The sequence below is a fragment of the Streptomyces griseocarneus genome (assembly GCF_014655595.1).
GTDB classification, from domain to species: Bacteria; Actinomycetota; Actinomycetes; order Streptomycetales; family Streptomycetaceae; genus Streptomyces; species Streptomyces griseocarneus.
In genome coordinates this window covers 39,774-63,387 of the sequence record NZ_BNBL01000002.1, presented here as the reverse complement: position 1 = coordinate 63,387, position 23,614 = coordinate 39,774, and the positions used below count along the sequence as shown (strand labels likewise).

Annotated in this window: 23 protein-coding genes and 1 pseudogene; 11 read left to right on the top strand and 13 right to left on the bottom strand. The window is 70.7% G+C overall.

Annotation, left to right across the window (positions count from 1 at the left end; translation table 11 throughout):
• Nucleotides 1-9: 9 nt before the first annotated feature.
• From IE295_RS06240 to IE295_RS06230, 3 genes are all read right to left on the bottom strand, one after another.
• Nucleotides 10-876, bottom strand: a complete 867-nt coding sequence (locus tag IE295_RS06240) for a papain-like cysteine protease family protein (protein ID WP_224323133.1) — start codon at nucleotides 874-876, stop codon at nucleotides 10-12.
• Between the two features lie 21 nt (nucleotides 877-897).
• Nucleotides 898-1,500: a hypothetical protein gene (locus tag IE295_RS06235; RefSeq protein ID WP_190062493.1), complete on the bottom strand. Its 603-nt coding sequence runs from the start codon at nucleotides 1,498-1,500 to the stop codon at nucleotides 898-900.
• 74 nt (nucleotides 1,501-1,574) lie between these two features.
• Nucleotides 1,575-3,578 carry an RICIN domain-containing protein gene (locus tag IE295_RS06230; protein ID WP_190062492.1) on the bottom strand — a complete coding sequence of 668 codons (2,004 nt, stop codon included), beginning with the start codon at nucleotides 3,576-3,578 and terminating at the stop codon, nucleotides 1,575-1,577.
• 751 nt (nucleotides 3,579-4,329) lie between these two features.
• On the opposite strand from IE295_RS06230, the gene IE295_RS06225 reads away from it, so the two are divergent.
• From IE295_RS06225 to IE295_RS06215, 3 genes are all read left to right on the top strand, one after another.
• Entirely contained in the window at nucleotides 4,330-5,427 is a 1,098-nt protein-coding gene (locus IE295_RS06225) for a mechanosensitive ion channel family protein (RefSeq protein ID WP_190062491.1), read from the top strand.
• 476 nt (nucleotides 5,428-5,903) lie between these two features.
• Nucleotides 5,904-6,137: a DUF397 domain-containing protein gene (locus IE295_RS06220; RefSeq protein ID WP_190062490.1), complete on the top strand. Its 234-nt coding sequence runs from the start codon at nucleotides 5,904-5,906 to the stop codon at nucleotides 6,135-6,137.
• A gap of 92 nt (nucleotides 6,138-6,229) precedes the next feature.
• On the top strand, nucleotides 6,230-7,147 hold the full coding sequence (locus IE295_RS06215; protein ID WP_190062489.1) for a helix-turn-helix domain-containing protein: 918 nt from the start codon (nucleotides 6,230-6,232) through the stop codon (nucleotides 7,145-7,147).
• 12 nt (nucleotides 7,148-7,159) lie between these two features.
• Here IE295_RS06215 and IE295_RS06210 read toward each other — a convergent pair whose 3' ends face one another.
• The gene (locus tag IE295_RS06210) at nucleotides 7,160-7,993 is read right to left on the bottom strand and encodes an SAM-dependent methyltransferase (RefSeq protein WP_190062488.1); all 834 of its coding nucleotides are present in this window, start codon (nucleotides 7,991-7,993) and stop codon (nucleotides 7,160-7,162) included.
• 184 nt (nucleotides 7,994-8,177) lie between these two features.
• On the bottom strand, nucleotides 8,178-9,218 hold the full coding sequence (locus tag IE295_RS06205; protein ID WP_190062487.1) for a helix-turn-helix domain-containing protein: 1,041 nt from the start codon (nucleotides 9,216-9,218) through the stop codon (nucleotides 8,178-8,180).
• Nucleotides 9,219-10,223: 1,005 nt separating this feature from the next.
• Between IE295_RS06205 and IE295_RS06200 the strand changes: the two genes are divergently transcribed.
• Nucleotides 10,224-10,784 carry a GNAT family N-acetyltransferase gene (locus tag IE295_RS06200; RefSeq protein ID WP_190062937.1) on the top strand — a complete coding sequence of 187 codons (561 nt, stop codon included), beginning with the start codon at nucleotides 10,224-10,226 and terminating at the stop codon, nucleotides 10,782-10,784.
• A 39-nt stretch (nucleotides 10,785-10,823) separates the two neighbouring features.
• Here IE295_RS06200 and IE295_RS06195 read toward each other — a convergent pair whose 3' ends face one another.
• The 3 genes from IE295_RS06195 to IE295_RS06190 all read right to left on the bottom strand — a co-directional run bounded on the left by IE295_RS06195 (nucleotide 10,824) and on the right by IE295_RS06190 (nucleotide 11,957).
• Nucleotides 10,824-11,246, bottom strand: coding sequence for a carboxymuconolactone decarboxylase family protein (locus IE295_RS06195; protein WP_190062486.1), 423 nt, complete (start codon nucleotides 11,244-11,246; stop codon nucleotides 10,824-10,826).
• Nucleotides 11,243-11,365, bottom strand: coding sequence for a hypothetical protein (locus tag IE295_RS34085; RefSeq protein ID WP_263453525.1), 123 nt, complete (start codon nucleotides 11,363-11,365; stop codon nucleotides 11,243-11,245). Before IE295_RS34085 ends, IE295_RS06195 begins: the two co-directional genes overlap by 4 nt.
• Nucleotides 11,366-11,468: 103 nt before the next feature.
• The gene (locus IE295_RS06190) at nucleotides 11,469-11,957 is read right to left on the bottom strand and encodes a MarR family winged helix-turn-helix transcriptional regulator (RefSeq protein WP_190062485.1); all 489 of its coding nucleotides are present in this window, start codon (nucleotides 11,955-11,957) and stop codon (nucleotides 11,469-11,471) included.
• A gap of 95 nt (nucleotides 11,958-12,052) precedes the next feature.
• On the opposite strand from IE295_RS06190, the gene IE295_RS06185 reads away from it, so the two are divergent.
• The 5 genes and pseudogenes from IE295_RS06185 to IE295_RS06170 all read left to right on the top strand — a co-directional run bounded on the left by IE295_RS06185 (nucleotide 12,053) and on the right by IE295_RS06170 (nucleotide 16,248).
• Nucleotides 12,053-12,946, top strand: coding sequence for an NmrA/HSCARG family protein (locus tag IE295_RS06185; RefSeq protein WP_190062484.1), 894 nt, complete (start codon nucleotides 12,053-12,055; stop codon nucleotides 12,944-12,946).
• 28 nt (nucleotides 12,947-12,974) lie between these two features.
• Nucleotides 12,975-13,418, top strand: coding sequence for a MarR family winged helix-turn-helix transcriptional regulator (locus IE295_RS06180; protein WP_190062483.1), 444 nt, complete (start codon nucleotides 12,975-12,977; stop codon nucleotides 13,416-13,418).
• Nucleotides 13,419-13,537: 119 nt separating this feature from the next.
• A complete protein-coding gene (locus tag IE295_RS06175; protein WP_224323132.1) occupies nucleotides 13,538-14,593 on the top strand; it encodes a ligand-gated ion channel in 1,056 nt (351 codons plus the stop codon).
• A 55-nt stretch (nucleotides 14,594-14,648) separates the two neighbouring features.
• Nucleotides 14,649-14,780: pseudogene (locus IE295_RS33310) on the top strand (glycosyltransferase); the annotation flags it as partial.
• 250 nt (nucleotides 14,781-15,030) lie between these two features.
• On the top strand, nucleotides 15,031-16,248 hold the full coding sequence (locus tag IE295_RS06170) for a beta-ketoacyl-[acyl-carrier-protein] synthase family protein (RefSeq protein ID WP_190062481.1): 1,218 nt from the start codon (nucleotides 15,031-15,033) through the stop codon (nucleotides 16,246-16,248).
• Between the two features lie 31 nt (nucleotides 16,249-16,279).
• Here IE295_RS06170 and IE295_RS06165 read toward each other — a convergent pair whose 3' ends face one another.
• Nucleotides 16,280-16,846, bottom strand: a complete 567-nt coding sequence (locus IE295_RS06165) for a nucleoside deaminase (RefSeq protein WP_190062480.1) — start codon at nucleotides 16,844-16,846, stop codon at nucleotides 16,280-16,282.
• A 105-nt stretch (nucleotides 16,847-16,951) separates the two neighbouring features.
• Between IE295_RS06165 and IE295_RS06160 the strand changes: the two genes are divergently transcribed.
• Both IE295_RS06160 and IE295_RS06155 read left to right on the top strand, forming a co-directional pair.
• On the top strand, nucleotides 16,952-17,929 hold the full coding sequence (locus tag IE295_RS06160; RefSeq protein ID WP_224323131.1) for an antibiotic biosynthesis monooxygenase: 978 nt from the start codon (nucleotides 16,952-16,954) through the stop codon (nucleotides 17,927-17,929).
• A 24-nt stretch (nucleotides 17,930-17,953) separates the two neighbouring features.
• The gene (locus tag IE295_RS06155; protein WP_224323130.1) at nucleotides 17,954-19,333 is read left to right on the top strand and encodes an FAD-binding oxidoreductase; all 1,380 of its coding nucleotides are present in this window, start codon (nucleotides 17,954-17,956) and stop codon (nucleotides 19,331-19,333) included.
• A gap of 26 nt (nucleotides 19,334-19,359) precedes the next feature.
• Here IE295_RS06155 and IE295_RS06150 read toward each other — a convergent pair whose 3' ends face one another.
• The 4 genes from IE295_RS06150 to IE295_RS06135 form a co-directional block, all read right to left on the bottom strand.
• A complete protein-coding gene (locus IE295_RS06150; RefSeq protein WP_190062478.1) occupies nucleotides 19,360-20,970 on the bottom strand; it encodes an alpha/beta hydrolase in 1,611 nt (536 codons plus the stop codon).
• Between the two features lie 90 nt (nucleotides 20,971-21,060).
• Nucleotides 21,061-22,059, bottom strand: a complete 999-nt coding sequence (locus IE295_RS06145; protein ID WP_190062477.1) for a phosphotransferase family protein — start codon at nucleotides 22,057-22,059, stop codon at nucleotides 21,061-21,063.
• The gene (locus tag IE295_RS06140; protein WP_190062476.1) at nucleotides 22,056-22,739 is read right to left on the bottom strand and encodes a StsF protein; all 684 of its coding nucleotides are present in this window, start codon (nucleotides 22,737-22,739) and stop codon (nucleotides 22,056-22,058) included. Before IE295_RS06140 ends, IE295_RS06145 begins: the two co-directional genes overlap by 4 nt.
• A gap of 60 nt (nucleotides 22,740-22,799) precedes the next feature.
• Complete coding sequence (locus IE295_RS06135) at nucleotides 22,800-23,450, bottom strand: class I SAM-dependent methyltransferase (RefSeq protein WP_224323129.1); 651 nt, start codon at nucleotides 23,448-23,450, stop codon at nucleotides 22,800-22,802.
• Between the last annotated feature and the right edge of the window lie 164 nt (nucleotides 23,451-23,614).

The following is a 23,614-nucleotide window of genomic DNA, read 5'->3' as shown; positions in this document are numbered from 1 at the left end:
ACGTCTCCTCTAGCTGTGGATGCCGATGCGCGAGTGGGTCCACCGGAAGGAGTTGTTTCCGGCGTAGGTGGAGTAGTTCCACCAGGTGTAGGTCTGGGTGCTGGGCCAGGGGTCGCCGACCGCGATCATGTTGCTGGTGCTGTCGTAGCCGTAGATGACGTTCATGTGGCCGCCGCCGGAGGTCCAGCCGATGCGGACGGCGAACGGGCGCCCGTTCGTGATCTCGCTCTGGGTCTCGCTGAAGGAGGCGTTGCGCCACAGGTCGGTGCCGCTGTTGCGGAAGCCCATGTTGCGGAGGCCGTTGGCCATGTCGCCGAGCGTGGCGGGCTGGTTGTTGCAGTCCAGACCGCCGTTGTTCTGGGCGGCCAGGCGGCAGAAGTCGTACTGGTTGTACTGGGTGTAGCCCCAGTAGTTGGCGATGGTCAGACCGGAGGCGTCCCAGCACCACTGGTCCCGGACCTGCTTCTGCATGCCGATGTTCAGGAGCTTCTGTCCGGCGGGCTGGCTCGAGCCGCAGACCGGAAGTCCGCCGGTGTCCTCCCGGATGAAGGCGTCGGCGAGGTAGAAGGTGCCGGACCAGATCCAGCGGGAGTTGTTCTCGACGACGTCGCCGGTCGTGCGGCAGGCCATCGAGATGCGGTCGCCGACGCGTGAGGTGCCGGTGATGCTCGCGGACAGCGACGGCTGGGAGCGCTGGTTGACGGTGCTGAAGTTGCCCTGCCCGCCGACGACCGTGCCGGTGACGGCGGCCTGGGCCTGCGGGGCGACGCCCAGCAGGAGTCCGCCGGACAGCACGGCGGCCATGGCCGTGGACAGGAGGGTCTTTCTGCGGCCCGGTACACGGGATATACGGGCCGACAAGCGGAATCTGCTCATATGGGGGGTTCCTTCTGTCGGTCAGGCGTTCCGGCGGCCGCGGCGGCGCAGCCGGAACGCGAGGGGTATGCCGACGGCGGCGACGGCCAGGGCGGTGACGCCGAAGGTCACCGCGTCGGGCGACGGTCCGCCGTCGGAGTCGGATGCGGCTGTGGAGGTGGCAGGGGAGCCGGTGTCCGCCGCCGGCGCGGCGGAGGGCGCCCGCGACGGGGCGGGCGGTCCGGCCGGCGCTCCGGTGGCGGCGGCCAGGGACGCCGCGGTCACCTCGGTCTCCGCCTCGGCGCGGCCGAGCGCCGGGAAGGCCGTCTGCGCCGTGACGGTCCAGCGGCCGGCGGGCAGCGCCTCGGCGGTGGTGAACGTTCCGGGCCTGCCCGGCACCGGCACGAACCTCCAGGGTCCGAGCGTGGTGCCGTCGGACGAGGTGGCCGTGAGCGTCCCGGCGACCTTCTCGTTCACGGGGTGGCCGTCGTCCTCCCACGTCGCCGTGGTGGTGGGGTGGCCGGCGGAAACGCCCGTGACGGTCAGGCGGATGGTGTCGCCGTGGGCGTGGGCCGTGGCCGCGGGCCCCAGGACGAGCAGGCCGGTGAGCACGGCGGCCGCTGCCGTGAAGCGGCGATCGGGCATGAGGGGGTGGCTCCGGTGGGGTGAGAGGTGGCAGGGGCCCGCCGCACGGGCCCCCGCCACCGGTGGGGGGTGGGTCAGGAGGTCTTCCGCACGGTCCAGGCCTGGTAGCCGGAGCTGTCCGGGCTCTGGAGCTCGAGCAGCCAGGCGCCGTAGTACGGCCGCTTGCCGACGCCGAGGACGAACGAGCTGTCCCGCGCGGTCAGGCGCAGGCCGTCCGCCGCCTTGGTCAGCCGCCACTGCTGGGCGGCGTCGCCGGAGCAGGCCCGCTGCGCGACCCACTGGCCCTGGGCCGGAGCCCCGCCGGGCTGCAGGCACTTGCCGGACGCGGCCGAGCGCAGCCGCACGCTGCCGCCGCCCGCATCGTCGAGGTACCACTGCTGAGCCGCGAAGCCGTTGGCCTGGGAGCCGACCAGGACCGTGCCGTCGGCGCTCTTGCCGCCCCAGATCTCGGCGGCCAGCCCCGTGTGGCCGTTGGTCAGCGTGTACCGCGCGCCGGGCGTGGCGGTGGTGTTGCCGACGGGCGGGGTGTGGAACGACACCGCACGGCCGGGACGGGAATCGCGTCCGGACCGGTCGCGGACCGCGACGGCGACCGTGTAGTCGGTGTCGGGCCGCAGGTTGTGGATCCGCGCCGAGTTCGGCTGGACCCACGCCAGGTGGCTGCCGTTGAGCTGCAGCTGGTACCAGGCGGCGGAGGGTGCCGCGGGCCAGCTCACCACGGCCGAGTCCGACGTCAGCTGGCCGACGACGGGGACGGGGCCGGTGGACGGCCCGGTGCTGCCGGTCGGGTCCGGGGTCGGGGTGGGCGTGGGGGTGGGGTTCGGGTCGGGCCGGGTGCCGCCGCCCGTCATCAGGAACTGGTTGTTCGCGACGTTCCAGTGGGTGGCGAGGTAACTGCCCGCGCGGGGACTGGTGTGGTAGTAGTCGTCGTGGTTGCAGTCCAGCCGCTCGTCGTGGCCGCGTTCGGGGCAGACGGTGCGCATCGCCGGGTAGTAGGGGGCGTCCGAGTAGCACATGACGTCCCACTCGTCGGTGCAGTGCGCGGCGCGACTGGTGTTGGGCGCGCTGTTGTTCACCGCCCCGAGGTTGTGCCCGAGCTCGTGCGCGGCGGTGGAGCCGTTCCAGCATCCGGCGTCCGTACGGCCGTAGGACGGGCCGAAGTTGCTGAGGTTGGCGGGGCCGGGGCGCTCGTCGCCGTTGAAGGTGCCGATGCCGCAGTAGACCTTGGCGTCCGCGAAGATCATGTACTTGCGGTCGCGGCGGTCGAAGCCCTTCGCCGCGAGCGCGGAATTCGTCGCGCCGAACTCCGACAGCGCCGACTCCGGCACCTCGACGTTGAGCACGGACGGCGTGCAGTCGGCACCGGTGACGTACCGGATGTGGCGTACGCCGCCGGTCTCCTGCGCGCTGGCGAAGTAGATGGTGTCCGCGTCGGCGGCCCACTTGCGGAACGAGGCCAGGTACTCGGCGTACCGGTCGTTGCCCGGGCCGTGGACGTACACGACCTGGACGCGGTTGCCGGTGGTGCCGTCGCCGTCGCACTGGACGGTCTGGCCGGCCGCGGCGGTCGTTCCGCTCGCGGCGTCGCGCTTCGGCGCCGCCGGCGGCTTCTTGGCGGCGGCGGTGCCCGCCTGACGGGCGTCGACGGAGGCCGTGGTCCCGGCGGACGGCGCACGGCCCTCGGCGGGCTTGCCGTCGCCGGGGCCGCCCTCCGGGGGCTCGGCCGCGTCGTGCGTCTTCGCCGCGGGCGGGGTGTCCTTGGTGATGTCCACGCCCTTGGGCGGCTTGTCGGGGCCGTGCGTGCACCGGCCGTCGGCGGTCCGCAGGACGCCGGCGCAGTGATCGCCCTTGGGCGCGGGCTTGAGGCCCTTGTAGACGAGGCCGCGCGTACGGTCCTCGTCGGGTATTCGGGTCACCGGTTCCGGCGTCTTGTCGTGCGCGGGGGCCGGAGCCGGACCGACGGCCGTCTCCTGGGCGGCGGACACCTGCGGCCGGGACGGCTCGTGGTCGAAGACGCCACCGAGCGCCGCCGTGCCGGCGAGCGCTCCGGCCGTCACGGCGACCGCGGCGATGAGCATGCCGTGTTTTCGCCGTCGTTGCTGCGCCTGTCTTCTGCGACCGGGCAAAGCCACACCTCATTTCCGTGGGGGAGTTGTGGGTGGCGGGAAGTGTGCCAGAACAGACGGCCCGTCAGACAGAGTTGTTTAGCGCGCCGTAATGGTGTGCATGTTTCAGGAGAAGAAGCCGGCGCGAAGCGCTGGTTTCTCAAGTCACCTTCAAAACAAGCGACTTGAGCACACCAGGACTAAAGGTCTATTCCAATGACCGGCGTTCCCAAGGGCATTGCTTAACAAGATCGTTACCACGGAACAAAAACCTCCGCTTGTGTGCAATGGCACAGCGTGGCGGCACTATCACCCTTGATCACTTTCCTGGTGAACCTTTTGAGGCGACACCAAGAAAGACTTATGGCCCGCGATTGCGCCCGCCCGGGCATTCCGCCCGGCCGACGTCGTGCCCCGGGGCCGGCGGCGGACCGGCACGCCGCTGCGCGCAGGGGCACCCGGGCGCGTAGGCACAAAACGGGCGTGGTGCAGGATGACTTCTCGCGCCGGATGCCCCCCGCTTCCCGGCGCCATGACGATCCGTCGGGACAGGCAGGTACAAGGTGACGCATCATTACCCCGGCCATGGGGCCGGGCACGACTCCAGGCACGACCGCGCCCGGGGCTCCGGCCGCGACTCCGGCCGTGACCACGGCCGTGACCGCGGGCTTCCGGCGACGCGCGACGCCGTCGCCCCGCTCTCCGCCACGGAGGGTGGACGCCGGTGAACCGGGCCCTGACGCTGCACGACATCATCGTCGCCGGCATCGCACTGGCCGCCGGCCTGATCCTGGCCCTGGTGCTGCGGGTGATCCTGCGCTGGCTCGGCGAGCGGGCCGCCCGGACCGCGTGGGCCGGCGACGACATCATCGTCGACGTGCTGCGCACGCTCGCCCCCTGGGCCGCGGTGGCGGGCGGAGCGGCGGCCGCGGCCGCGGCCCTCCCGCTGACGAGCCAGGTCGGACACACCGTCAGTCAGACGCTGACCGCCTTCGTCATGCTGACCGCGACGTTCACCGCCGCCCGGGTCGTCAGCGGACTGGTGCGGTCCGTGGCCCAGTCCAGATCCGGTGTGGCCGCGTCGGCCACGATCTTCGTCAACATCACGCGCGTCACGCTCCTGGCGATGGGCTTCCTCGTCGTCCTGCAGACCCTCGGCATATCCATCGCCCCGCTGCTCACCGCCCTCGGCGTGGGCGGTCTGGCGATCGCCCTGGCCCTGAAGGACACGCTGGCCAACCTCTTCGCGGGCGTGCACATCCTCGTCTCGAAGACGGTCCAGCCCGGCGACTACATACGGCTCAGCAGCGGCGAGGAGGGCTACGTCCGCGACATCAACTGGCGCATCACGGTGGTGGAGCAGCTCAACAACAACCTCGTCATCATCCCGAACGCCAAGCTCGCCGGTACGAACATGACCAACTTCAGCCGGCCCGAGCAGAAGCTGTCGGTCACGGTGCAGGTGGGCGTGGCCTACGACAGCGACCTGGAACACGTCGAGCGGGTCACCAACGAGGTCGTCGAGAGCGTCATGAAGGACACCGCCGGCGCCGTCCCCGACCACGAGCCCGCCGTCCGGTTCCACACGTTCGGCGACTCCCGGATCGGCTTCACGGTGATCCTCGGGGTCGGCGAGTACAGCGACAAGTACCGCATCAAGCACGAGTTCATCAAGCGTCTGCACGAGCGCTACCGCGCCGAGGGCATCCGGATCCCCGCCCCGGCACGCACCGTCTCCCTGGAGCCGGGCGCGGAGGCCGTGATCCCGCACCCCCGCACGCCCCTCGACTCCCTTCCGCATCACCCCGTTTCGGGGGGATGACACGCCACCAGCCGGGTGGCGCGACGACGCCGCCCCGCTCGCCGAGAGCCCCTCGCACCCCACGGTCACGGGCCGGGTCAGCTTCGGCTCCCCGTCCCGGCCGCTCATGGTGTGGCGCACGGGCGACTCCCAGCTGTGGGCCGCGATCTCCAATGACGGCGCCCAGAGCTGGTCGGGGGGGCGTCCGCGTCCCGGCGGCGTCGGAGAACGCCCCGGCCCTGGCGGGCTGGGGCTCGGTCGCCTCGCTCGCCCGGCCCGCCATGGCGGCCCACGGCCCGATGTGGCGATAGCCGTCATACGTCTTTTAATCACACACTTTTGGGGGACAGCACCGCCGGCGACGCCTGCCCTAGCATTCTCACCAATCGCCGGCCATGCGATCGCATATGAGAATCGGCGATCTTGCGTGGCGACCACCCTTCAGTGGATCACGTCGCCCGACGTGCGGCCCGAGAGTGAAGGAACGAGGTCACTTCATGGTGTTCGACAACAGCGTCCCCGCCGGAAGCATCGAGGGTGTGCAGTGGGTCAAGAGCAGCGCGAGCGTGGGGCAGGGCAACTGCGTGGAGCTGGCGAAGCTGCCCAGCGGCGAGGTGGCGATGCGTAACTCGCGCTACCCCGACGGCGTGGCCCTGGTCTACACCCGCGAGGAGATCGTGGCCTTCCTCAAGGGAGCCAAGGGGTCGGAGTTCGACCACTTGACGGTGTGATGCCCTGAGGCTTAGGCCAAAGGTTGGTGGGGCGGGCATCCAGCCTCCAGACTGGGACTGTCGTCCGTGTCAGTCTCTCAGCGGGAGTCTGGATGTCCGCCGTTCCCAAGTCCGGGGAAAGCGCCGCCGGTTCGGTGATCGCCTTGAAGCGCGACCCGAAACAGGCAGGTGCGGCACGCCTGCTGGGGGACCAGCTCCGGCGGCTGCGGCAGGAACGCGGCCTGGGCCTGAAGGACGTGGCTCCCGTCATCCGGGGCTCGGTGTCCAAGGTGAGCCGGCTGGAGCGGGGAGAGAGCCCGCCGAAGGACCGCGACATCCGCGACCTCCTGCAGTACTACGGCGTATCGCCCGACCTGGCGCGGGAGATCGAAGGCCTGGTGCAGCAGACGCGCAACGAGGAGTGGTGGCAGCAGTACCTCGACGTCACCCCGGGCTTCCTGAAGCGGCTCATCAGCCTCGAGGGCTCGGCGGCCAAGATCTGCACCTACGAGACGCACGTGGTGCCGGGCCTGCTGCAGACGCCGGACTACGCCCGCGTCCTGGTCGCCGCCGCCATGCCGGGGGCCACGGAGGAAGAGGTCACGAAGCGGGTCAAGCTGCGGGTGGGCCGGCAGCGCATCCTCGACGAATCCCGCCCCTCCATCGTCGCCCTGCTCGACGAGGGGGTCCTCCATCGCCGCGTGGGCGGCCCCGAAGTGATGGAGCGACAGCTCGAGCACCTTCAGGAGCTCGCCACGCGCGACCGCGTCAACATCCGGGTCGTGCCCTTCGACAGCGGCGTCGACGTGACCCCGGCGTACCCCATCACGCATCTGCACTTCGACGACGGCGGCCCGGCGGAGCTGGTGTACGTGGAGCACATCGACAGCGCCCAGTACCTGACGCGGCCCAAGGAGATCGACCAGTACCGCAGCGTGCTCGACGGGCTGAGGGGAGCCGCCGCCCGCTGGGACGCGAGCAACGAGCTCCTCTCCGCGGCGATCGAGCGCTGCCGGGCCCGTAGGCCCTGACGCCCGCGCGGTTCACACCCGGGCGAGGCCGCCCCACTCCACCCAGTCCGGGGGGCGCAGTTCAGCCGGTGGAGGAGACGAGTCCGGGCGCCAGTCGATGACGTCGACGAGCCCCGGATCGAGGACCTGGAGCCCCTGGAAGAACGTCTCGACCTCACCGCGCTCGCGTACGCGCCCCCACCGGTCCCCGGTCTTCTCCGCCATCAGCCGCGTCACGTTCTCGCGCACCGCCGGGTCGTCGCTGACGAGCTGACAGATCACCATGAGGTTTCCCGGCCCCAGAGCCCTGAGTTCCCCGGCCACCCGGCGGACGAGGGCCGCGGGATCGCGGTCGTCGCCGGTGTCCGGGATGCAGTGCAGGACCGAGACGAACAGGGCCGCGGTGCGACGACCGGGCCGGATGAGACGTCGCGTCTCTTCATGACCGAAGATGGCCTCGGTGTCCCGCATGTCGGCCTGGATCACGGCGGTGCGGGAATTCTCCTCCAGCGCCGTGCGGCCGTGCGCGAGGACCATCGGGTCGTTGTCGATGTACACCACGCGGCAGTTCTCGTCGATGCGCTGGGCGACTTGGTGCACATTGTCCTGCGTCGGCAGGCCCGATCCGTGATCGATGAACTGCTCGACGCCGTATTGCTCGACCAGCACTCTGACGATGCGGCGCAAAAAGGCCCGGTTGTGCCGGGCCAGTGATTGTGAGCTGGGCGCGTACTCCAGGAGCTGAGCACAGGCCTCCCTGTCCGAAAGGTAGTTGTCGACTCCCCCCAATAACCAGTCGTACATCCGTGCAACGCTCGGCGTATGCACGTCGACAACGGGAGTTTCGTATTTCTCTCTGCGGACCATCCCCGTCCCCCTTCGACCGTGATCGGTCCCGCTTCGATCGAAGTGCTCATGCTAGAGAGGGCCCACAGTCGGGGGTAGTCCCCCGTTAGAGGGCTTCACGGCCCTCCGGGGTGGATTTCGGGCCACGCGCGGAGAAATTCCGGACGGGGACGACGGCCGGCGGGGCCCGGCATGGAACCGCAGGTCAGCGAAGCGCCGCGCCGGAGGACCGGTCGGCGATGCGGGCGTAATCCCATTCCTCCCACAGGCCCCGGACGAGCTCCGGGCCGGCGCCCAGCCCCACCGTCAGGGCGGCCGTCGTGGGCCAGTCGGGCAGGTCCCGGCCGCTGAGGACTCCGGCGGCGGCCGCGGCGGACAGCCCCGACGCGCGACCGACCTCCTGGAAGGAGGGGCACCCCGCCGCCAGGTGCAGACCGCGCAGCGCGTGGCGGAGATTCGTGGCGGCTTCCGCGGGAGTCAGCCTCGAGGGCCGTCGCATGCCCTGTGCCGCTTCCCAGAGGATGCGCGCTTCCTGGGGCCGGCCCCCGAAGATGGTGGTGAGCATGTGCGCGACCGGCCATACGGGCACGTGGTCGCCGCTGAGGATCCGGCGCAGTTCGGCCGGGGCGAGGTCGGCCTGCCGTGCGGCCTCCCGCACGCCGAGTCCCGAGCGCTCCCGCAGGACCGACAGCGCCTGCCCGAGAGCGTGCGATCGCAGCGAATGCTCGTCCTTGTCCTCTTCCTGCTCCTGGAGGACCGGCTCACGGACGGCCCGCGCTTCGTCCACGGTGAGGACGTCGGCCGGCATCGCCGCTGCCTTGGCCGCGAGGGGGACGAGCTGGACTTCGCTCCAACGGGCCCGCGCGGACGCCTCGCTGACGCCGCCGGCCGAGCCGACGTCCCGCCACGACATGCCCTCGCGCCGTGCTTCGTGCACCGCGGCACCCGCGTAGGAGCGTGCGAGCTCCACCATCTGTTCCGCCATGGCCAGGCGAGTGCCCAGAGGCGCGCGGGAGTCCTCCGCCGCCTCCAGCCGCCGCGCGAGGACGCGCAGGCCGCGCGCCGCTGACGCCCCGGTGGGCAGCACGTCCACCGACGGAGGCCGGTGCCGGCTGCGCGCGCGGTCGCGCTCGGCACGTCGACGGCACGTCACGTCGCAGTAGTCCCTCGGCCTGCCGGCCCCGGCCCGGCGGACGACCTCCTCGCCGCACGCCGCGCACGTCCGCCGCTCCTGCGACGCCCCCATCCGCACCTCCCCTGCCGGCCTGCCACGGTCGGCGACCGGCGGGCACCGGCCGCCCATGGCGGGTGGGCGGGCGCCCGACGGCTGGCCGCCCACCCGCGTCGTGTCAGCCGCGGCGGATGCTCAACAGCGGTACGGGGGAACCGGACGCCCCCGTGGGAGATCCGACCGGGATCTGGGGTAACCATTCCGGCACGGGGCCGCCGACGACCGTCCAGACGGCGAGGACCAGCAGCATCACGGCAACGTCCGGGTACAGATTGATCTCGTATGCCCACGAGGATGTTTTCACGCTGCCGGGGCGAGGCATGCTTGACTGATGTAGGACCGAGGACGTGGCAAGACGTCCGCGGTCATTTCGCATGGCCATGGGTTTCCCTTCCGAGGATCGGGCCATCGAGAAACGACCCTGGGTGGCAGCCCAGGGTCGCTTCATATGAGCGACGGGTAAGTGACGCCCGTTATCCCGACGATACAACTTGTGCCCGCACATTTACGACCTTCATGGAAGGACAAGAAGATCGTTCTCACCATGCAAACGGCGACGCCGATGCAACCCGGAGGGCACGAACAAGGGCGCACGTCAAGGGAATCGACCTCATCGCGCATAAAATTTCCGACATCACGCCTGAGAGGTCACCGCCAACACCCCATAGTCGAAACGAAATTGCTTTACTTCTGTCAGATTCGATCAGTCGCGCAACCCGCCGAGTAGACCTCGACTGCATCAACCATCAACTACAGCCCGGAAGTCCTGCAGAAATACGCTCGTGTGAGTGAAGGATCCCCTGCGGCGAAATATCAGTTCCACTTGCGCGCGCACGGGAAGATGCAAAAAATAGCAAATCGCTTTCGCATATACACGCACTTGGAGCAAACCTCCGGGACCCCCGTCACCTGCACGGAGGACCGTATACCCCCCGTTCGCTCCAACCCCTCGGCGCTCGACGCCTCCGTGAGAAGATCATTTCGCGCGTGTGTGCTGGTCCGAACCATTGGAGGGTGACGATGTACGCGATACCGCTGGGCGACGACGGTGCCGAGCTGCGCCCGCTCGAGCCGTGGCAGGCCGAGGAGTTCCTGGCCCACGTGGACCGGGGACGGGAGTTCATCGGGCAGTTCAACGCCCTGCCCGACATCGTCACGGACCTGGAGTCGAGCCGGGCGTTCCTCCAGGCCTACGCGGAGAAGACCGCGGCCGACGCCGGGCGGCTCTACGGCATCCGGGTGGACGGCAAGCTGGTCGGGGCGGTCCTCTTCCGGAGGATGGACGTCGCACAGGGTGTTGCCGAGGCGGGCTGCTGGCTGGAGCCGGCGGCGGCGGGCAAGGGGCTGGTGACCCGGGCCGTACGCCTGATCATCGACTGGGCCGTCGAGGAGCGCGGCATCCACCGCGTGGAGTGGTGGGTCGTGTCGGGCAACGCGCCCAGCATCGCCGTGGCGCGGCGGCTCGGGATGACGAAGGACGGCGTGCTGCGCGAGAGCTACCTCTACCGGGGCACGCGGCACGACGAGGAGATCTGGTCGGTGCTCGCGCCGGACTGGCGGGCGGCCAAGCAGGCGTCGTGAGCCGCTGACTGGTCTCTTTTGCGGGGGCGGCGGTCGTCGTTACCGCGACGCGACGGGGAGGAGGCCGCGTTCGCCGAAGACCTTCTTGGCGACGAAGGTCGCGTTGAGGGCGCGGGGCATGCCGCAGTAGACGGCGGAGTGCAGGAGCGCCTCGGTGATCTCCTCCGGGGTGAGGCCGACGTTGAGGGCGGCGTTGATGTGCACGTCCAGCTGCGGTTCGCAGCCGCCCAGGGCGGTGAGCATGCCGAGGGTGACGAGCTGCCGGTCGCGCGGGGCCAGGCCGGGACGGTCGTAGATGTCGCCGAAGGCCCAGGCGACGACTTGATGTCCGAGCTCCGGGGAGATGTCGGCCAGGGAGTCGATGACCTTCTGCCCGCTCTCCCCGTCGATGCGGGTCAGGACCTCCATGCCATGGTCGAAGCGCGCCTGGCGGATCTCGGCGGTGGTTGCGTTCGCGGTCATCTCTGATCCGTTCCCCGCTGCCCGGACGGCAGCCGTTCGTCGTGGTCGGTCCTCGCGGCCGGCGCGAGCGCGTCCCGCTGGAGAGCCTGGCCGTGCGGAAGGGCGTTTCCGCTGGTCATGTGACCACCGTAGGACTTGGAGCGTGCTCCAGGTCAAGCTCTGCCGCCGCCGCGCTGCGGCGCCGCGGAACACCCGCCCATCCCCCCGTACGTGGGCCCGTGCTCAGTCCGGCTTCGGCCGGGAGCGCAGGTGTTGCATCTGGGCGTGGCTGAGGTCGTACGCCTCGCGCATGTGACGAATGATCACCTCGAGTTCGTCCTCGGTGTTCCCGTCGAGAAGCGCCTGCCAGGCCGGGCCGAGGTCGTCCCACACCGCGGTGACGCGGGCGAGACGGTCCGGCACCGGGGTGACCAGCACCCGTCGGCGGTCCTGCTGGTCGGGGGCGCGGACCACGTAGCCCCCTCGCTCGAGCCGGTCCACCAGCCGTGTGGCCGAGCCCGTGGTCAGCCCCGTCATGTCGGCGATCTGCTTGACGGTGAGCGGCTCGGGCTCGGCCGTCAGCAGGCTCAGGCACTGCACGTCCGTCGGGTGGAGCCCGAGGTGGTCGGCGAGTGCCTGGTTGAACAGCACGTACGCCGCCAGGTAGCGGCGGGATTCCGTCGACAACTCCTCGTAGAGCCGGCTCCGGCGCGCGTCTGTCACGTGGATCACACCCCTTAATCGCTGCGCGGCGCAGCAATATCTCGTACTCTTCTGCGTGACGCATTAACTGCGCCACGCAGCCATTGTAAACCTCTGGGAGAACCATGCTCACCGTCGCCGTCACCGGAGCCACCGGAGCTCAGGGCGGGGCCACCGCCCGCGCCCTGCTGACCGCCGGCCACCGGGTCCGCGCCCTCACCCGCAACCCCGGCTCGCCCGCCGCCGACGCCCTGCGCCGCCTCGGCGCCGACGTGCACCACGCCGACTTCGACGACCGCGCCTCGCTCGACGCCGCCCTCGCCGGCGCCGACTCCCTCTTCGCGGTCACCACCCCGTTCGGCGCCGACACCGACACCGAAACCCGGCAGGGCAACGCCCTCGTCGACGCCGCGGCGGCCGCCCGCCTCGGGCACGTCGTGCTCACCTCCGCCGCCCACGCCGACCGCGGCACCGGCGTCCCGCACTACGAGAGCAAGCACCGGGTCGAGCAGCACCTGCGCGCGGCCGGCATGCCCTGGACCGTGATCGCTCCGGCGGCGTTCATGGACAACTACGCCAGTGGCTGGACCCTCGACGGACTGCGCGACGGCACCTTCGCCTGGCCCATGCCCGCCGACCTGCCGCTCACCCTCATCCCCGCCGCCGACATCGGCGCGTTCGCCGCGCTGGTCCTCCAGCGCCGCGACGAGTTCGCCGGGCGACGCATCGACATCGCCTCCGACGAACTCACCCCCGGCCGGATCGCGGAGGCCCTCACGGCCGCCATCGGCCGTCCGGTCACCCACCACGAGGTGCCCTTGGCCTACGTCCGGACCCGGTCCGCCGACCTGGCGGCCATGTTCGAGTACTTCACCACGCACGGCCTCGACGTCGACGTCGCCGGACTGCGCCGTGACTTCCCCGAAGTCGGCTGGCACAGCTTCACCGACTGGGCCGCCGGCCAGGACTGGGCCGCACACCTGTCGTCACACCTGTCGTCCGTGCCGGCACATCCGTAACGTCCCCCCTCATGGGAGGAGCACCCTCGTGAAGCCCATCGGCTATTGGCTCAACCGCACCGACCAAGCCCTCACCCGCCACATGAACGACATGCTGGAGGAGTTCGGCCTCACCCGGATCGCATGGCAGGTCCTCAACGTCCTCCACGCCGCCGGCGAGGCCGCCGACGCCGAGATCCTGTCGGTTCTTTCCGCCAACGCCGACGTCCCCACGCTGAACGCCGCCATCGACACCGCGCTCGCCGACGGCTGGGCGACCCGCCCCGCACCGGACCGGCTCACCCTCACCTCCGGTGGCCGCCGGCGCCTGGGCGATGTCGCCGAGCACGTCGACGCGTTCCGCGACCTGTCCACAGCCGGCATCTCCCCCGACGAGTACCGGACAGCGGTTCTCGTCCTGGAACGCATGACCCACAACCTCGAGACGACAACCGGCTCCGACCGTCGGCCACTTCGCCGCGTACTGCCGTAGCCGGCAACGGGCCGGACCTCCTGGTTCATCGAACGGTTCGGGGAGCAGGTCCCCCACACCGGCGCATTCGCCCACTGGGCCCGCCTCGGTCAGCCCGGGCCCGGCGACAATAGGGCCATATGGCTGCGATGACGTTCGCACGACAGCACCTCTTCCGGCCCGCCGCCGTACCGGCCGTGTCGCTCGCCGTCCTCACCCTGTTCGCGCTCTGGCTGTCCACGGCCCCGGCAGCGGCCAGGACTTCGCCCGGCCGGGCAGGCGTTCCCCGGTGTGAGCTGGGCGCCTACGTCAGCGACCTGTACGACATCGACCCCGCCAAGGGCAGGTTCTCCGCACGGTTGTGGCTGTGGACCATCTGCCCCGACCGGCGCACCGATCCCCTGCCGCAGATGTCCTTCTCCAACGCCGACGACCCCGACACCTCCGAACCCAACCTGATCAACCAGGGCGGGCAGGTGCTGGACCAGGTGCGGGTGCAGTCCAGTTTCCGGCAGGAATGGGACGTCCGCGACTTCCCCTTCGACCGCCACCGCATCGAGGTGCTGATGACCGCGCCCCAGGACACCGGCCACTTCCGCTTCACCGCGAACGAAGCCGACTCCCAGCTCAACCCGGAGATCCGCCCGCGTGGCTGGCGGGTGACCGGGTTCCGGCTGGTCACCGCCGACAAGCACTACACCACCACCTACGGCGACCGCAGCCTCGAGCACGGCAGCACCTACCACCGGGTACGCATCCAGATCGACCTCGAGCGTTCCCACCCCACCGCCTTCTGGAAGCTCACCACTCCCCTCTACCTCGCCCTCCTCATCGCCGCCTCCACCTTCCTCGTCTCCTCACGCCACGAAGAACTGGCGACCGCCGAACGGCTGGAGGGCATTCACAGCCGGCTCGGCGTCCTGGGCGGCGGACTGTTCGTCGTGGTCCTCAACATGCAGCAGGCCGAGAACGAGATCACGAGCACCATCGGGCTGACCCTCATCGACTGGCTCCACCTCATCACCCTCGCCTACCTGCTCCTCGCCGTGGCCGGCACCGTCCTCGCCTGGCGCCGGACCAGCCGGGGAGGCAGCGTCGCCCGGGCGGAGCGGGTCAGTCACCGCGCCGCCTGGGCCGGACTCGCCACCTACGCCCTCACTTGCGGGACCTTGGTGCTCCTCGCCGCGTGCAGATGACCCCCTCCGCATCCGCCCGCAAGCGGCCGGGCGGTTGCCGCCGGCTTCCGGATCCGGCGACGCGGAACGGCTGAGCGAGATCGCCGTGCGAGCCCTGCGCCGCGCCGGGCTGCGCGGCATCCTCCAAGGCGGCAGCGCCGGGCTCGCCGCCGAGGGCGACGACGTCCTCACCATCGGGGACGTACCGGGTGTGCGAGCACGGAGCAGGCCAGGTCCTCAAGGCCGTCCAGCAGCTGACCGGCAGATGATGCCCATCGGCTTCCGGCAAGCGGCCGTTTTGTAGCACCCCCATAGATTCCCGCTGCCGATTCGGTGGACTGGGCCGAGCGGGAGCCCCTGCCGCGAGCTGGCAGTGTCTTCTTCGTGACGCAAGGAGGAGGCGCGCGGATCATCCTCGCGCCTTTGTTGATTTCCTACCTACGCAGGGAGGGGTGGCTGTGAGCAGCAACGAAGAGGTGCTCGTCACGGGCATAGGGGCGATGACCCCGCTCGGCGCCGGCGCCGCGCAGTCGTGGAGGGGGCTGGTGGCCGGGGAGTCGGGTGTGACCCGGCTGGAGGACGAGCAGGCGGCGGACCTGCCGGTGCGTGTGGCGGGGCGGCTTCCCGTGGATCCGGTGTCGCTGCTCGAGCGCGTGGAGGCCCGCAAGTGGGACCGCTGCGAGCAGCTGGCGGTGATCAGTGCGCGTGAGGCGTGGGAGGACGCCGGCCGGCCGGCGGTGGAGCCCGAGCGGTTCGCCGTCGTCATCGGTACGGGCACCGGCGGCATCCTCACCACGCTCGCTCAGGACGACGTCTACGAACGGTCGGGGGCCCGCAGGCTCTCACCGTTCACCGTGCCCATGCTGATGCCCAACGGCCCGGCCGCGTGGGTCAGCATGGACCTGGGCGCGCGGGGCGGCGCGCGGACGCCGGTCAGCGCCTGCGCCTCCGGCGCGGAAGCCATCGCGATGGGCCTCGACCTCATCCGGGCCGGGCGGGCCGACGTCGTGGTCGCGGGCGGCGTCGAGGCCTCCCTGCACCCGTTCTGCATCGCCGCCTTCGCGCAGATGAAGGCCCTCTCCACCGACGAGGGGGACCCGGGCGCGGTCTCCCGCCCCTTCGACGCCGGCCGCAGCGGCTTCGTCATGGCCGAGGGCGCCGGAGTGGTGGTCCTGGAGCGCGCCGCCTTCGCGCGCGCCCGCTCGGCCCGTACGTACGGGGTGCTGGCCGGGGGTGCCGTCTCCTCCAGTGCGCACCACATCACCGCGTCGGACGCGGAAGGCCAGGTGCACGCCATCAGGACGGCCCTGCGCGACGCGGGCCTCGGGCCGCGGGACATCGACAACGTCCACGCCCACGCCACGTCCACCGAGTCCGGGGACCTGGCCGAGGCGGAGGCTGTCGCGCAGGCGATCGGCGGGCACGCGGCGGTCACGGCCACGAAGTCGATGACCGGTCACATGCTGGGCGCGTCCGGCGCGGTGGCCGCCATCGCGGCGCTGCTCACCCTGCGGGACGGGACGCTGCCCGCCACCCGCAACCTCGAAACACTCGACCCGAGGATCGACCTGGACGTGGTCCACGGCGCGAGCCGCACCGGGGACTGGTCCGCGGGACTGGTCAACTCCTTCGGGTTCGGCGGGCACAACGTCAGCCTGGTCGTCACCCGGGACTGACACCGGCGAGCCCTGGAAGGCACCCGTCCGCTCAGTACGGGTGCCGGTCCGGCTTGCTCGTCCACGCGTCGTAGGCGTGGGCGCCGATTTCGGGATGGATCTGCTCGATCCTGATCCTCCGCTGGTCGAGCGGCTTCGTGAAGTCCTCGTACTGGAAGGAGTCGTCGAAGCCGATGTTCCGGGTGTCCTCCAGGCTGCGGCTGAAGTACACGGCGTCGATCCGGGACCAGTAGATGGCGCTCATGCACATCGGGCACGGGGCGCCGCTGATGTAGATGGAGCAGCCCTGGAGCATGCGGGCCCGCTCGGGAACGGGGTCCGGTGAGCCCTCGGGACGGGGCACGTAGGCCAGGGTGCTCTCGTTCTGGTGCTCTTCGGCGATCGACGGCGCCTCGGGGTTGAGGTACTGCACGGCCTTGCGGATGGTCTCGACCTCGGCGTGGGCCGTGGGGTCGCCGGTCAGGAGGACCCGGTTCTGCCCACGCGCGATGATCTCCCCGTCACGGGTGATCACCGCGCCGAAGGGGCCGCCCCAGCCCTTCTCCACGGACTCGGTGGCAAGGCGCACCGCCTCGGTGATGAGTTCTTTGTGTTCCATCACGGAGTCTCCCATCGACGCCGGTCCCCGCCGGGGAGGGGCGCGGAACAGGTAGCCAAATGACCGGTTTGCCGCATAAGTGCTATATGAACTAGGCTACTCTACGTGAGCCCACGCGCAAGCCGTGACTCCGCGGCCGACCACGCCACCGTCGTGACCTCGCAGAAAGTGCGACCGGGCCACGTCGACGAGTACCAGCGCTGGCAGAACCGGACGAACGAGGCAGCACGCGAATTCGACGGGTTCGAGGGCTCCGAGGTGTACCCGCCCGGCGCCGGTTCCGAGAACGAATGGGTGGCGGTCTTCCGGTTCTCCGGGATCGACTGCCTGACCGCCTGGCTGGAATCGGACCGCCGGCGGGACCTTCTCGCGGAGGGCCGGCAATTCTTCGACGGGCCTCCGACGCAGGAGGTGCTCCATGGCGGCGCCCCGGCCGAACAGGCCCCCGAGACCGTCACCGCCGTCGTCTCCCACGAGGTGAAGCCCGGACGCGAAGAGGGCTTTCTGCGCTGGCAGGAGAAGATCCTCAAAGCACAGGAGAAGTCACCCGGATTCATGGGGTCCGAGTTGTTCAAACCGGTCGAGGGGGTCCAGGAACGCTGGGTCGTCGTCTTCCGGTTCGACTCCCGCGAGCACCTCGAGGACTGGCTCGAGTCCGACGTCCGCAGCAGGCTGCTCGAGGAAGGGCACAGCTACTTCGCCTCCTACGACGTACGCAAAGTCGGCTCCGCGTTCAGCGGCTGGTTCCGCTTCGGCGAGGGTGCGCAGGACACTGCGCCGCCCAACTGGAAACAGGCCATGTCCGTGATTCTGGCGCTCTATCCCACCGTCATGGTGCTGAACCTGACCGTGGGCGCCGAGCTGGACGATCTCAACGTCCCGGGGTACGTGGCCCTGTTCATCGGCAACGTGCTGAGCGTCAGCGCACTGACCTGGCTGCTGATGCCTCTGGTGAACAAGTGTCTCGCGTTCTGGCTCGCGCCCAGCCGCGCGCGGGGATTCCGCGTCCATGTGGCGGGTGCGGCGGCAGTGGTGCTCTGTTATCTGCTGTTCATCGTGATCTTCGGCCTGATCGTCCACTGACCGGCTCCCCTCGAGGAGGTCATGATGCCCGGGCGTTCTCCCGCAGCACGCTTCGAAGGGACCCTGATCCGGCGGGGCGACCGCGCGTACGACAGCGCCAGGGCCGCCGCGGTGTGGAACGGTCTCAAGCCGGAGCGCTTCCCCGAGGTCATCGTGCGGGCAGCCTCCGAGCGGGACGTCGCCGAGGCCCTTTCCTACGCGCGCTCCGAGGGGATGCGCGTCTCGACGCGTTCCGGTGGACACAACTGGTCCGGCTCCCAGCTCCGCGACGGGAGCCTGCTGATCGACCTCTCCGGGCTCCGGCAGTGCAGCATCGCCCCGGGGACGATGACGGCCACCGCGGGGCCCGCCGCCACCGGACAGGACCTGGTCAGGGCGCTGGCCCCGTACGATCTCGCCTTTCCCGTGGGCCACTGCCCCTCCGTGGCGCTGGGCGGGTTCCTGCTCAGCGGCGGGCTCGGGTGGAACTCCCGCGCGTGGGGGCCGTCATGCGCCGACGTCCTGGAGATCCGGGTCGTCACCGCCGACGGCCGGACCCTCACGTGCAGCGAGGCCGAGAACGCCGACCTCTTCTGGGCCGCCCGCGGCGCGGGGCCCGGCTTCTTCGCCGTCGTCACCCGCTTCCGGCTCGGCCTGCACCCCCACCCGGGGGCCATCGTGACCACCGGCCTCACCTTCCCGCTCTCCGCGGCCGGCCCCGTGGCGGCCTGGGCGGAAGGCGTGGCACGCGAACTCCCGGTGAACGTCGAGACGGCCTTCGTTCTCACGGCTTCCGGTGAACCGACCGCCACGGCCCCGCCCGGTCCGCGGATCCTCCTCGCCATGACCGCGTTCGCCACGACGCACGACGAAGCACTCGCCGCTCTCTCGCCGGCGGCGTCCTGTCCCTTCGCCGACAGCGCCGTCCTCGTGCGAGCGCCCGAACCGACGTCGTTCGCCCGCCTGCACCAGGGCGCCGACGCGGCATGGCCCTCGGCGCACCGGTACGCGGCGGACACGCTGTGGTCGGCGGAGACGTACGAGACACAACTGACCCGCATGGCCGCCGCGGTGGCCCACGCCCCCTCCGGCAAGTCCCTCGTCCTCGCGCCGGTGCAGCCCGTCTCCGAAGACCCGGCCCTGCTACGGAACATGGCCTTCTCCCCGCTCGGCGAGTCCTACCTCGTGTGCTACGCGGTGTGGACCGACCCCGCCGCGGACGGGACCAACGCGCGGTGGCTGCGGGATGCCATGGCGTCGGCCGATCCTTCGGGACGCGGCGGACGCTACATCGCCGAGACGGACCTGGAAGCCGACGCCTCCCGGGCCCGGCGCTCGTACGCGCCCGCCGACTGGGAACGCCTGCAGGAGCTCAAGGCCGCGTGGGACCCGGAGAACGTCTTCCACTCCTACCTGGCGCCGTGACCCGGGGGTGTCCTCGCGCTGCGGCCCTAGCCGGCCCGCTTGGAGCAGATCTGGTCATCGGCGGGCAGCTTGCCGGTGGCCAGGTACTGGTTGACCTTGTCGTCGACGCACGTGTTCCCGTAGAGGCCGTAGATCGCGTGCCGGTTGGCACCCTCGAGGGTGATCAGCCTGGAGCTCTGCAGCAGGCCGTGCAGGGCAACGGCACCCTTGTGCGCGGTGCGCGGGTCGCCGGTGGCGGAGACGATCAGCACTTCGGCGTCGTGCTTCACCCGGGTGGGTTCCTCGCGGGGCCGGTCCCAGAAGGCGCACGGGCCGATGTTGTCGGTCAGCGCGCCGAAGCGCGGGTACGCGGCACGGCCGCGCTCGATGTCCCGCCAGTAGACCTCGGGGTCGCGCGGGGCCGCCCTGTCCCCGCAGATGATCGCGGACTGCACGCTGCCGTGGTGCGACTGTTCGCCGGTCATCGCGGTCCGCAGGGTCGCGGCGAAGTGCGGTGACAGCCGGGTCGGCTGCCCGGCCGCCGCCTTGTCCAGCACGGACACCTGCTCGGCGAGGGATGCCCGGGACGCGTCGGTGTCGCTGTCGACGCCGGCGAGCAGGATGAACGGGATATGGGTGTCGTCGAGACGGAAGGTCTCCGGGGCGGTGCCGACGGTCAGCGGGCTGCGCGAGGAGGCCTTGATGACGCGGTCGATGGTGGCGAGGACCTGGGCGCGGGTGCGGCCGAGGCCGTAGGTGTCGTTGCGGGCGGCGGCCCACGTGGCCCAGTCGGCGAGCGCGCGCTCGTTCTCGCCGACAGCCTGCTGGAGCAGTCGGGGGTTGAACGTGCGTGGGTCGATGGCGCCGTCCAGGACCATGCGGTCGGTGCGGCCGGGGAACATCTGGGTGTAGACGGTGCCCAGGTAGGTGCCGTACGAGTAGCCGAAGTAGGAGATCTTCTTCTCGCCGAGCGCGCCGCGGATGACGTCCATGTCGCGGGCCGTGTTGCGGGTGGTGACGTGCGGCAGCACGGAGGCGTTGGTGGCGCGGCACTTGTCTGCCAGACCCTTCTGGAGGGCGACCTGGCGCTCGAAGCTCGCCCGGCTGAGACCGGCCGAGAAGAGGTTGGTGCCGACGGGCCATCCGCAGTCCAGTGGGGTGCTGCGGCCGACGAAGCGCGGGTCGAAGCCGACGATGTCGTACCGCGGGCCGGCCTTCTTCATCCATGTGCGGAATTCCGGCGGGGACTCGAGGGCGGTGCCGCCGGGACCGCCGTTGTTGAGCAGGAGCGAGCCGACGCGGTGGCGGGTGTCGGTGGCCTTGAGCCGGGATATCGCGACGGTGATCGTACGGCCCCGGGGGTCGGCGTAGTCGAGCGGCACGGTGACGTCCGCGCACTGCGCGCCGGCCTTGTCCAGGTCACGTCCCATGGTGTCGTCCGGGCCCGTGGCGCAGCCGCCCCAGACCGGGCGCTGGTCGTAGTAACGGTCCAGCCCGGCACCGGATTTCGACGCGGCGGGGGCCGCTGTGGTCGTGGTGGTGGGGGCCGCGCCCAGGCAGGCGGCGAGGGCGAGGCCCACGGCCGCGGTGCGGCGCACGGCGGCGCCGGGGGTTTGCACGAAGGGGGATCTCTTGGCCCTGTTCCGTAAATGTCTCATACCGTCAGACATTAGGCTGACCAGCTGCCCCATTCACTGCGGCTGTCCCCCCAGCCTCGATGGGGCCAGCCCCACCAACGGCCGGGCGCCTCAGAGGTGGCCCAGGGCGTTCAGCAGTGGCGCGTAGTGGCCGCCGTCGGTGCGGGCCCATTCCGCGAGCATCCGGTACGGCTCCCATTCCCGGAACGCCTCCCGGCCGGGCTTGGCCAGCTCCCTCTCCAGGCCCCAGGTCTCCAACTGGATCGCATGGCCCAGCAGGAGGTCCACCTCGGCCGCCGTGCGCAGCAGGGGCCGGGCGAGGGCGGTCACCGCCTCCTGCAGCCGGCGGCGGCCCGCCGCGTCCGCCCCGGTGGGTGACGCGCCGGGCGCCGGTGGCGCGTAGGCGAGCTTGACCAGCTCGTTGAGGTCCAGCTGCACGGGGGCCACGACGGCGAACTCGAAGTCCAGCAGCGACACGACGTCCTTTCCGTCCCACAGCGCGTTGACCGGGGAGAAGTCACCGTGGTTGAGGACGGGCGCGGCGTGCGGCAGCGCGGCCCAGTGCCGGTCGAGCGCCGGGAGCAGGCGGTTCAGCTCGGCGTCGGTGAGCACTCCCGCCGCGTGCAGGCGCAGCAGACCGGCCTCGGCCTCCCGGGGGGTCTGCGCGTAGAAGGGGTTGCGGGGGCGGGCCAAGGGCGCGGCGACGGCCGGGTCGACCCGGTGCACCGCCCGGGCCCTGGCCCAGAGCCGGCGGGTGGCCTCGATGCGCTGGTCCCAGGTCAGGTCCGGCCAGGCGTCGTCGAGGCTCGCCGCGGCGATCTCGGCCGTCGCCATCCACTGGAATCCGCGGGTCGTTCCGGTGTCCAGCACCCGGGGGTAGCCGGTCTCCGGGGGGAGCACCGCCGCCAGGCGGGCTTCGCGGCGCAGGTCCTCGGAGCCCGATGCGCCGGCGACGCGCACCGCGATTCCGCCGCCCAGCCAGGTGGCGTTCGTCCAGCCGCTCGCGCGGCGGGCGTCCGCGAAGTCCACCCCGTACCGGTGGAAGACCTCGGCTGCCACCGAGGCGTTGTCCTGTGCGTCCTGCGTGTCCTGTGCGTCCTGTGCAGTCACGGCTTGGCCATCAGCCGCAGCGAGACGACCAGGCGCAGGGGGTCGGGGCCGCCGGGCAGCCGGAGCAGCGGCGGCACCTCGTGCCACATGCGCGGGCCGAGCAGCCGGGCGTCACCGTCGCGGTCGTACATCGGCTCCAGGTAGCCCCGGCGCAGGATGCGCATCGCACCGACCGTGTCGTAGCAGAGCGGGAACTGGAGGTTGAACCTGTCGAGGTCGGTGTCGTGCTCGGCGCCGTGGGGGCCGATGTAGTCGCCCTCGCGGTAGGCCAGCAGGAACACCCGCTCGTACCGCAGTTCGCGGCCGGTGATCTCGTTCACCAGCGGGATCAGATCGGTGGCCGCGTGTTCCGCCCAGTCGAGCAGCCCGTGTTCGCGGAAGACGGCGGTGACCCGTTCGGCGTGCGCCGGGGAGTCGGACTTGGCGTCGATGCGCAGCAGCCGGAAGCCGTAGCCGAGCGTGTCGTTGTCGGCCGTGTGCTCCTGTGCGTCCAGCACGGGCTCGTCGTGCAGCTGCTCGTAGGCCGAGCGCGCTGCCGTGCGCAGTGCGCCGACGTCGGCGATCCGCGGGATCTGTGCGCACCGGTGAGCGGCGTAGTGCGCCCGCAGGCCTTCGACGTCGGCTTCCGCGATGCGGTGCCGGTCGGTCGATGCCACGAGCCGGGCGGAGTCGGCGGCCACGGGGCTCCTCCTTCACAGTGATACGGACGGACGGGGGCGGTGGGCGGCGGAAGGCCGGCTTCAGGCGATGCCGAGCACGACCAGGCGGCGGCTGCTGACGGTGAACGTGCCGCCGTGCTCGTTCATGACGCGCGCCTCGGAGAATCCGGCGGTGCGGAACCATTCCAGGATCTCCGGCGCGGTGAACATGCGGACGCTGTACCGGGCCCGTTCCACCGTGCCGTTCCGTATGGTGATCTTCTCCGCGTAGTAGCGGCCGGCCTCCGCGTCCAGCTCCTGGATGTCGATGGCCATGTCCTCGCCGCGGCGCAGCACGTCGACGTGCATGTCGTGGTTGGCCAGGACGCTGGGAATGTGCCGGTACGGGGAATGCATGTCGAGCAGGAAACGGCCGCCCGGGCGGAGCGCGCGACGATAGCGGCGCAGAATGTCCCGGTCGGTCTCGTCGTCGAAATAGCCGAAGGAACTGTACCAGGAGACGGCCGCGTCGAATTCGGCGTCGAAGGACATCTCCCTCAGGTCGACGTGGCGGTAGTCGACCTGTACGCCCATACGTTTTGCCTCGTCGGCCGCCATGGCCAGAAAGCGTTCGTCCCGGTCGACGCCGACCACGGAATAGCCCTGGGAGGCCAGCACGTTGGCGTGCCGGCCGTGCCCGCAGGGCGCGTCGAGGAGGGTCATTCCACGATCGAATCCGCCGAGTTCGATCATGCTCGACGCTTCCTTGGCACTCAGTTCGGGAGTGAGGTCCGGAAGGTCGAAGTAATCGTAGTCGTCCCCGAAAAGACTGTCCCAATCCACATGCGGTTGCCTGGAATTCATATCGCCAGGCTAGGACCGGAACGTCTTTGTCTGCAATAAGTGCCGCAACCAGT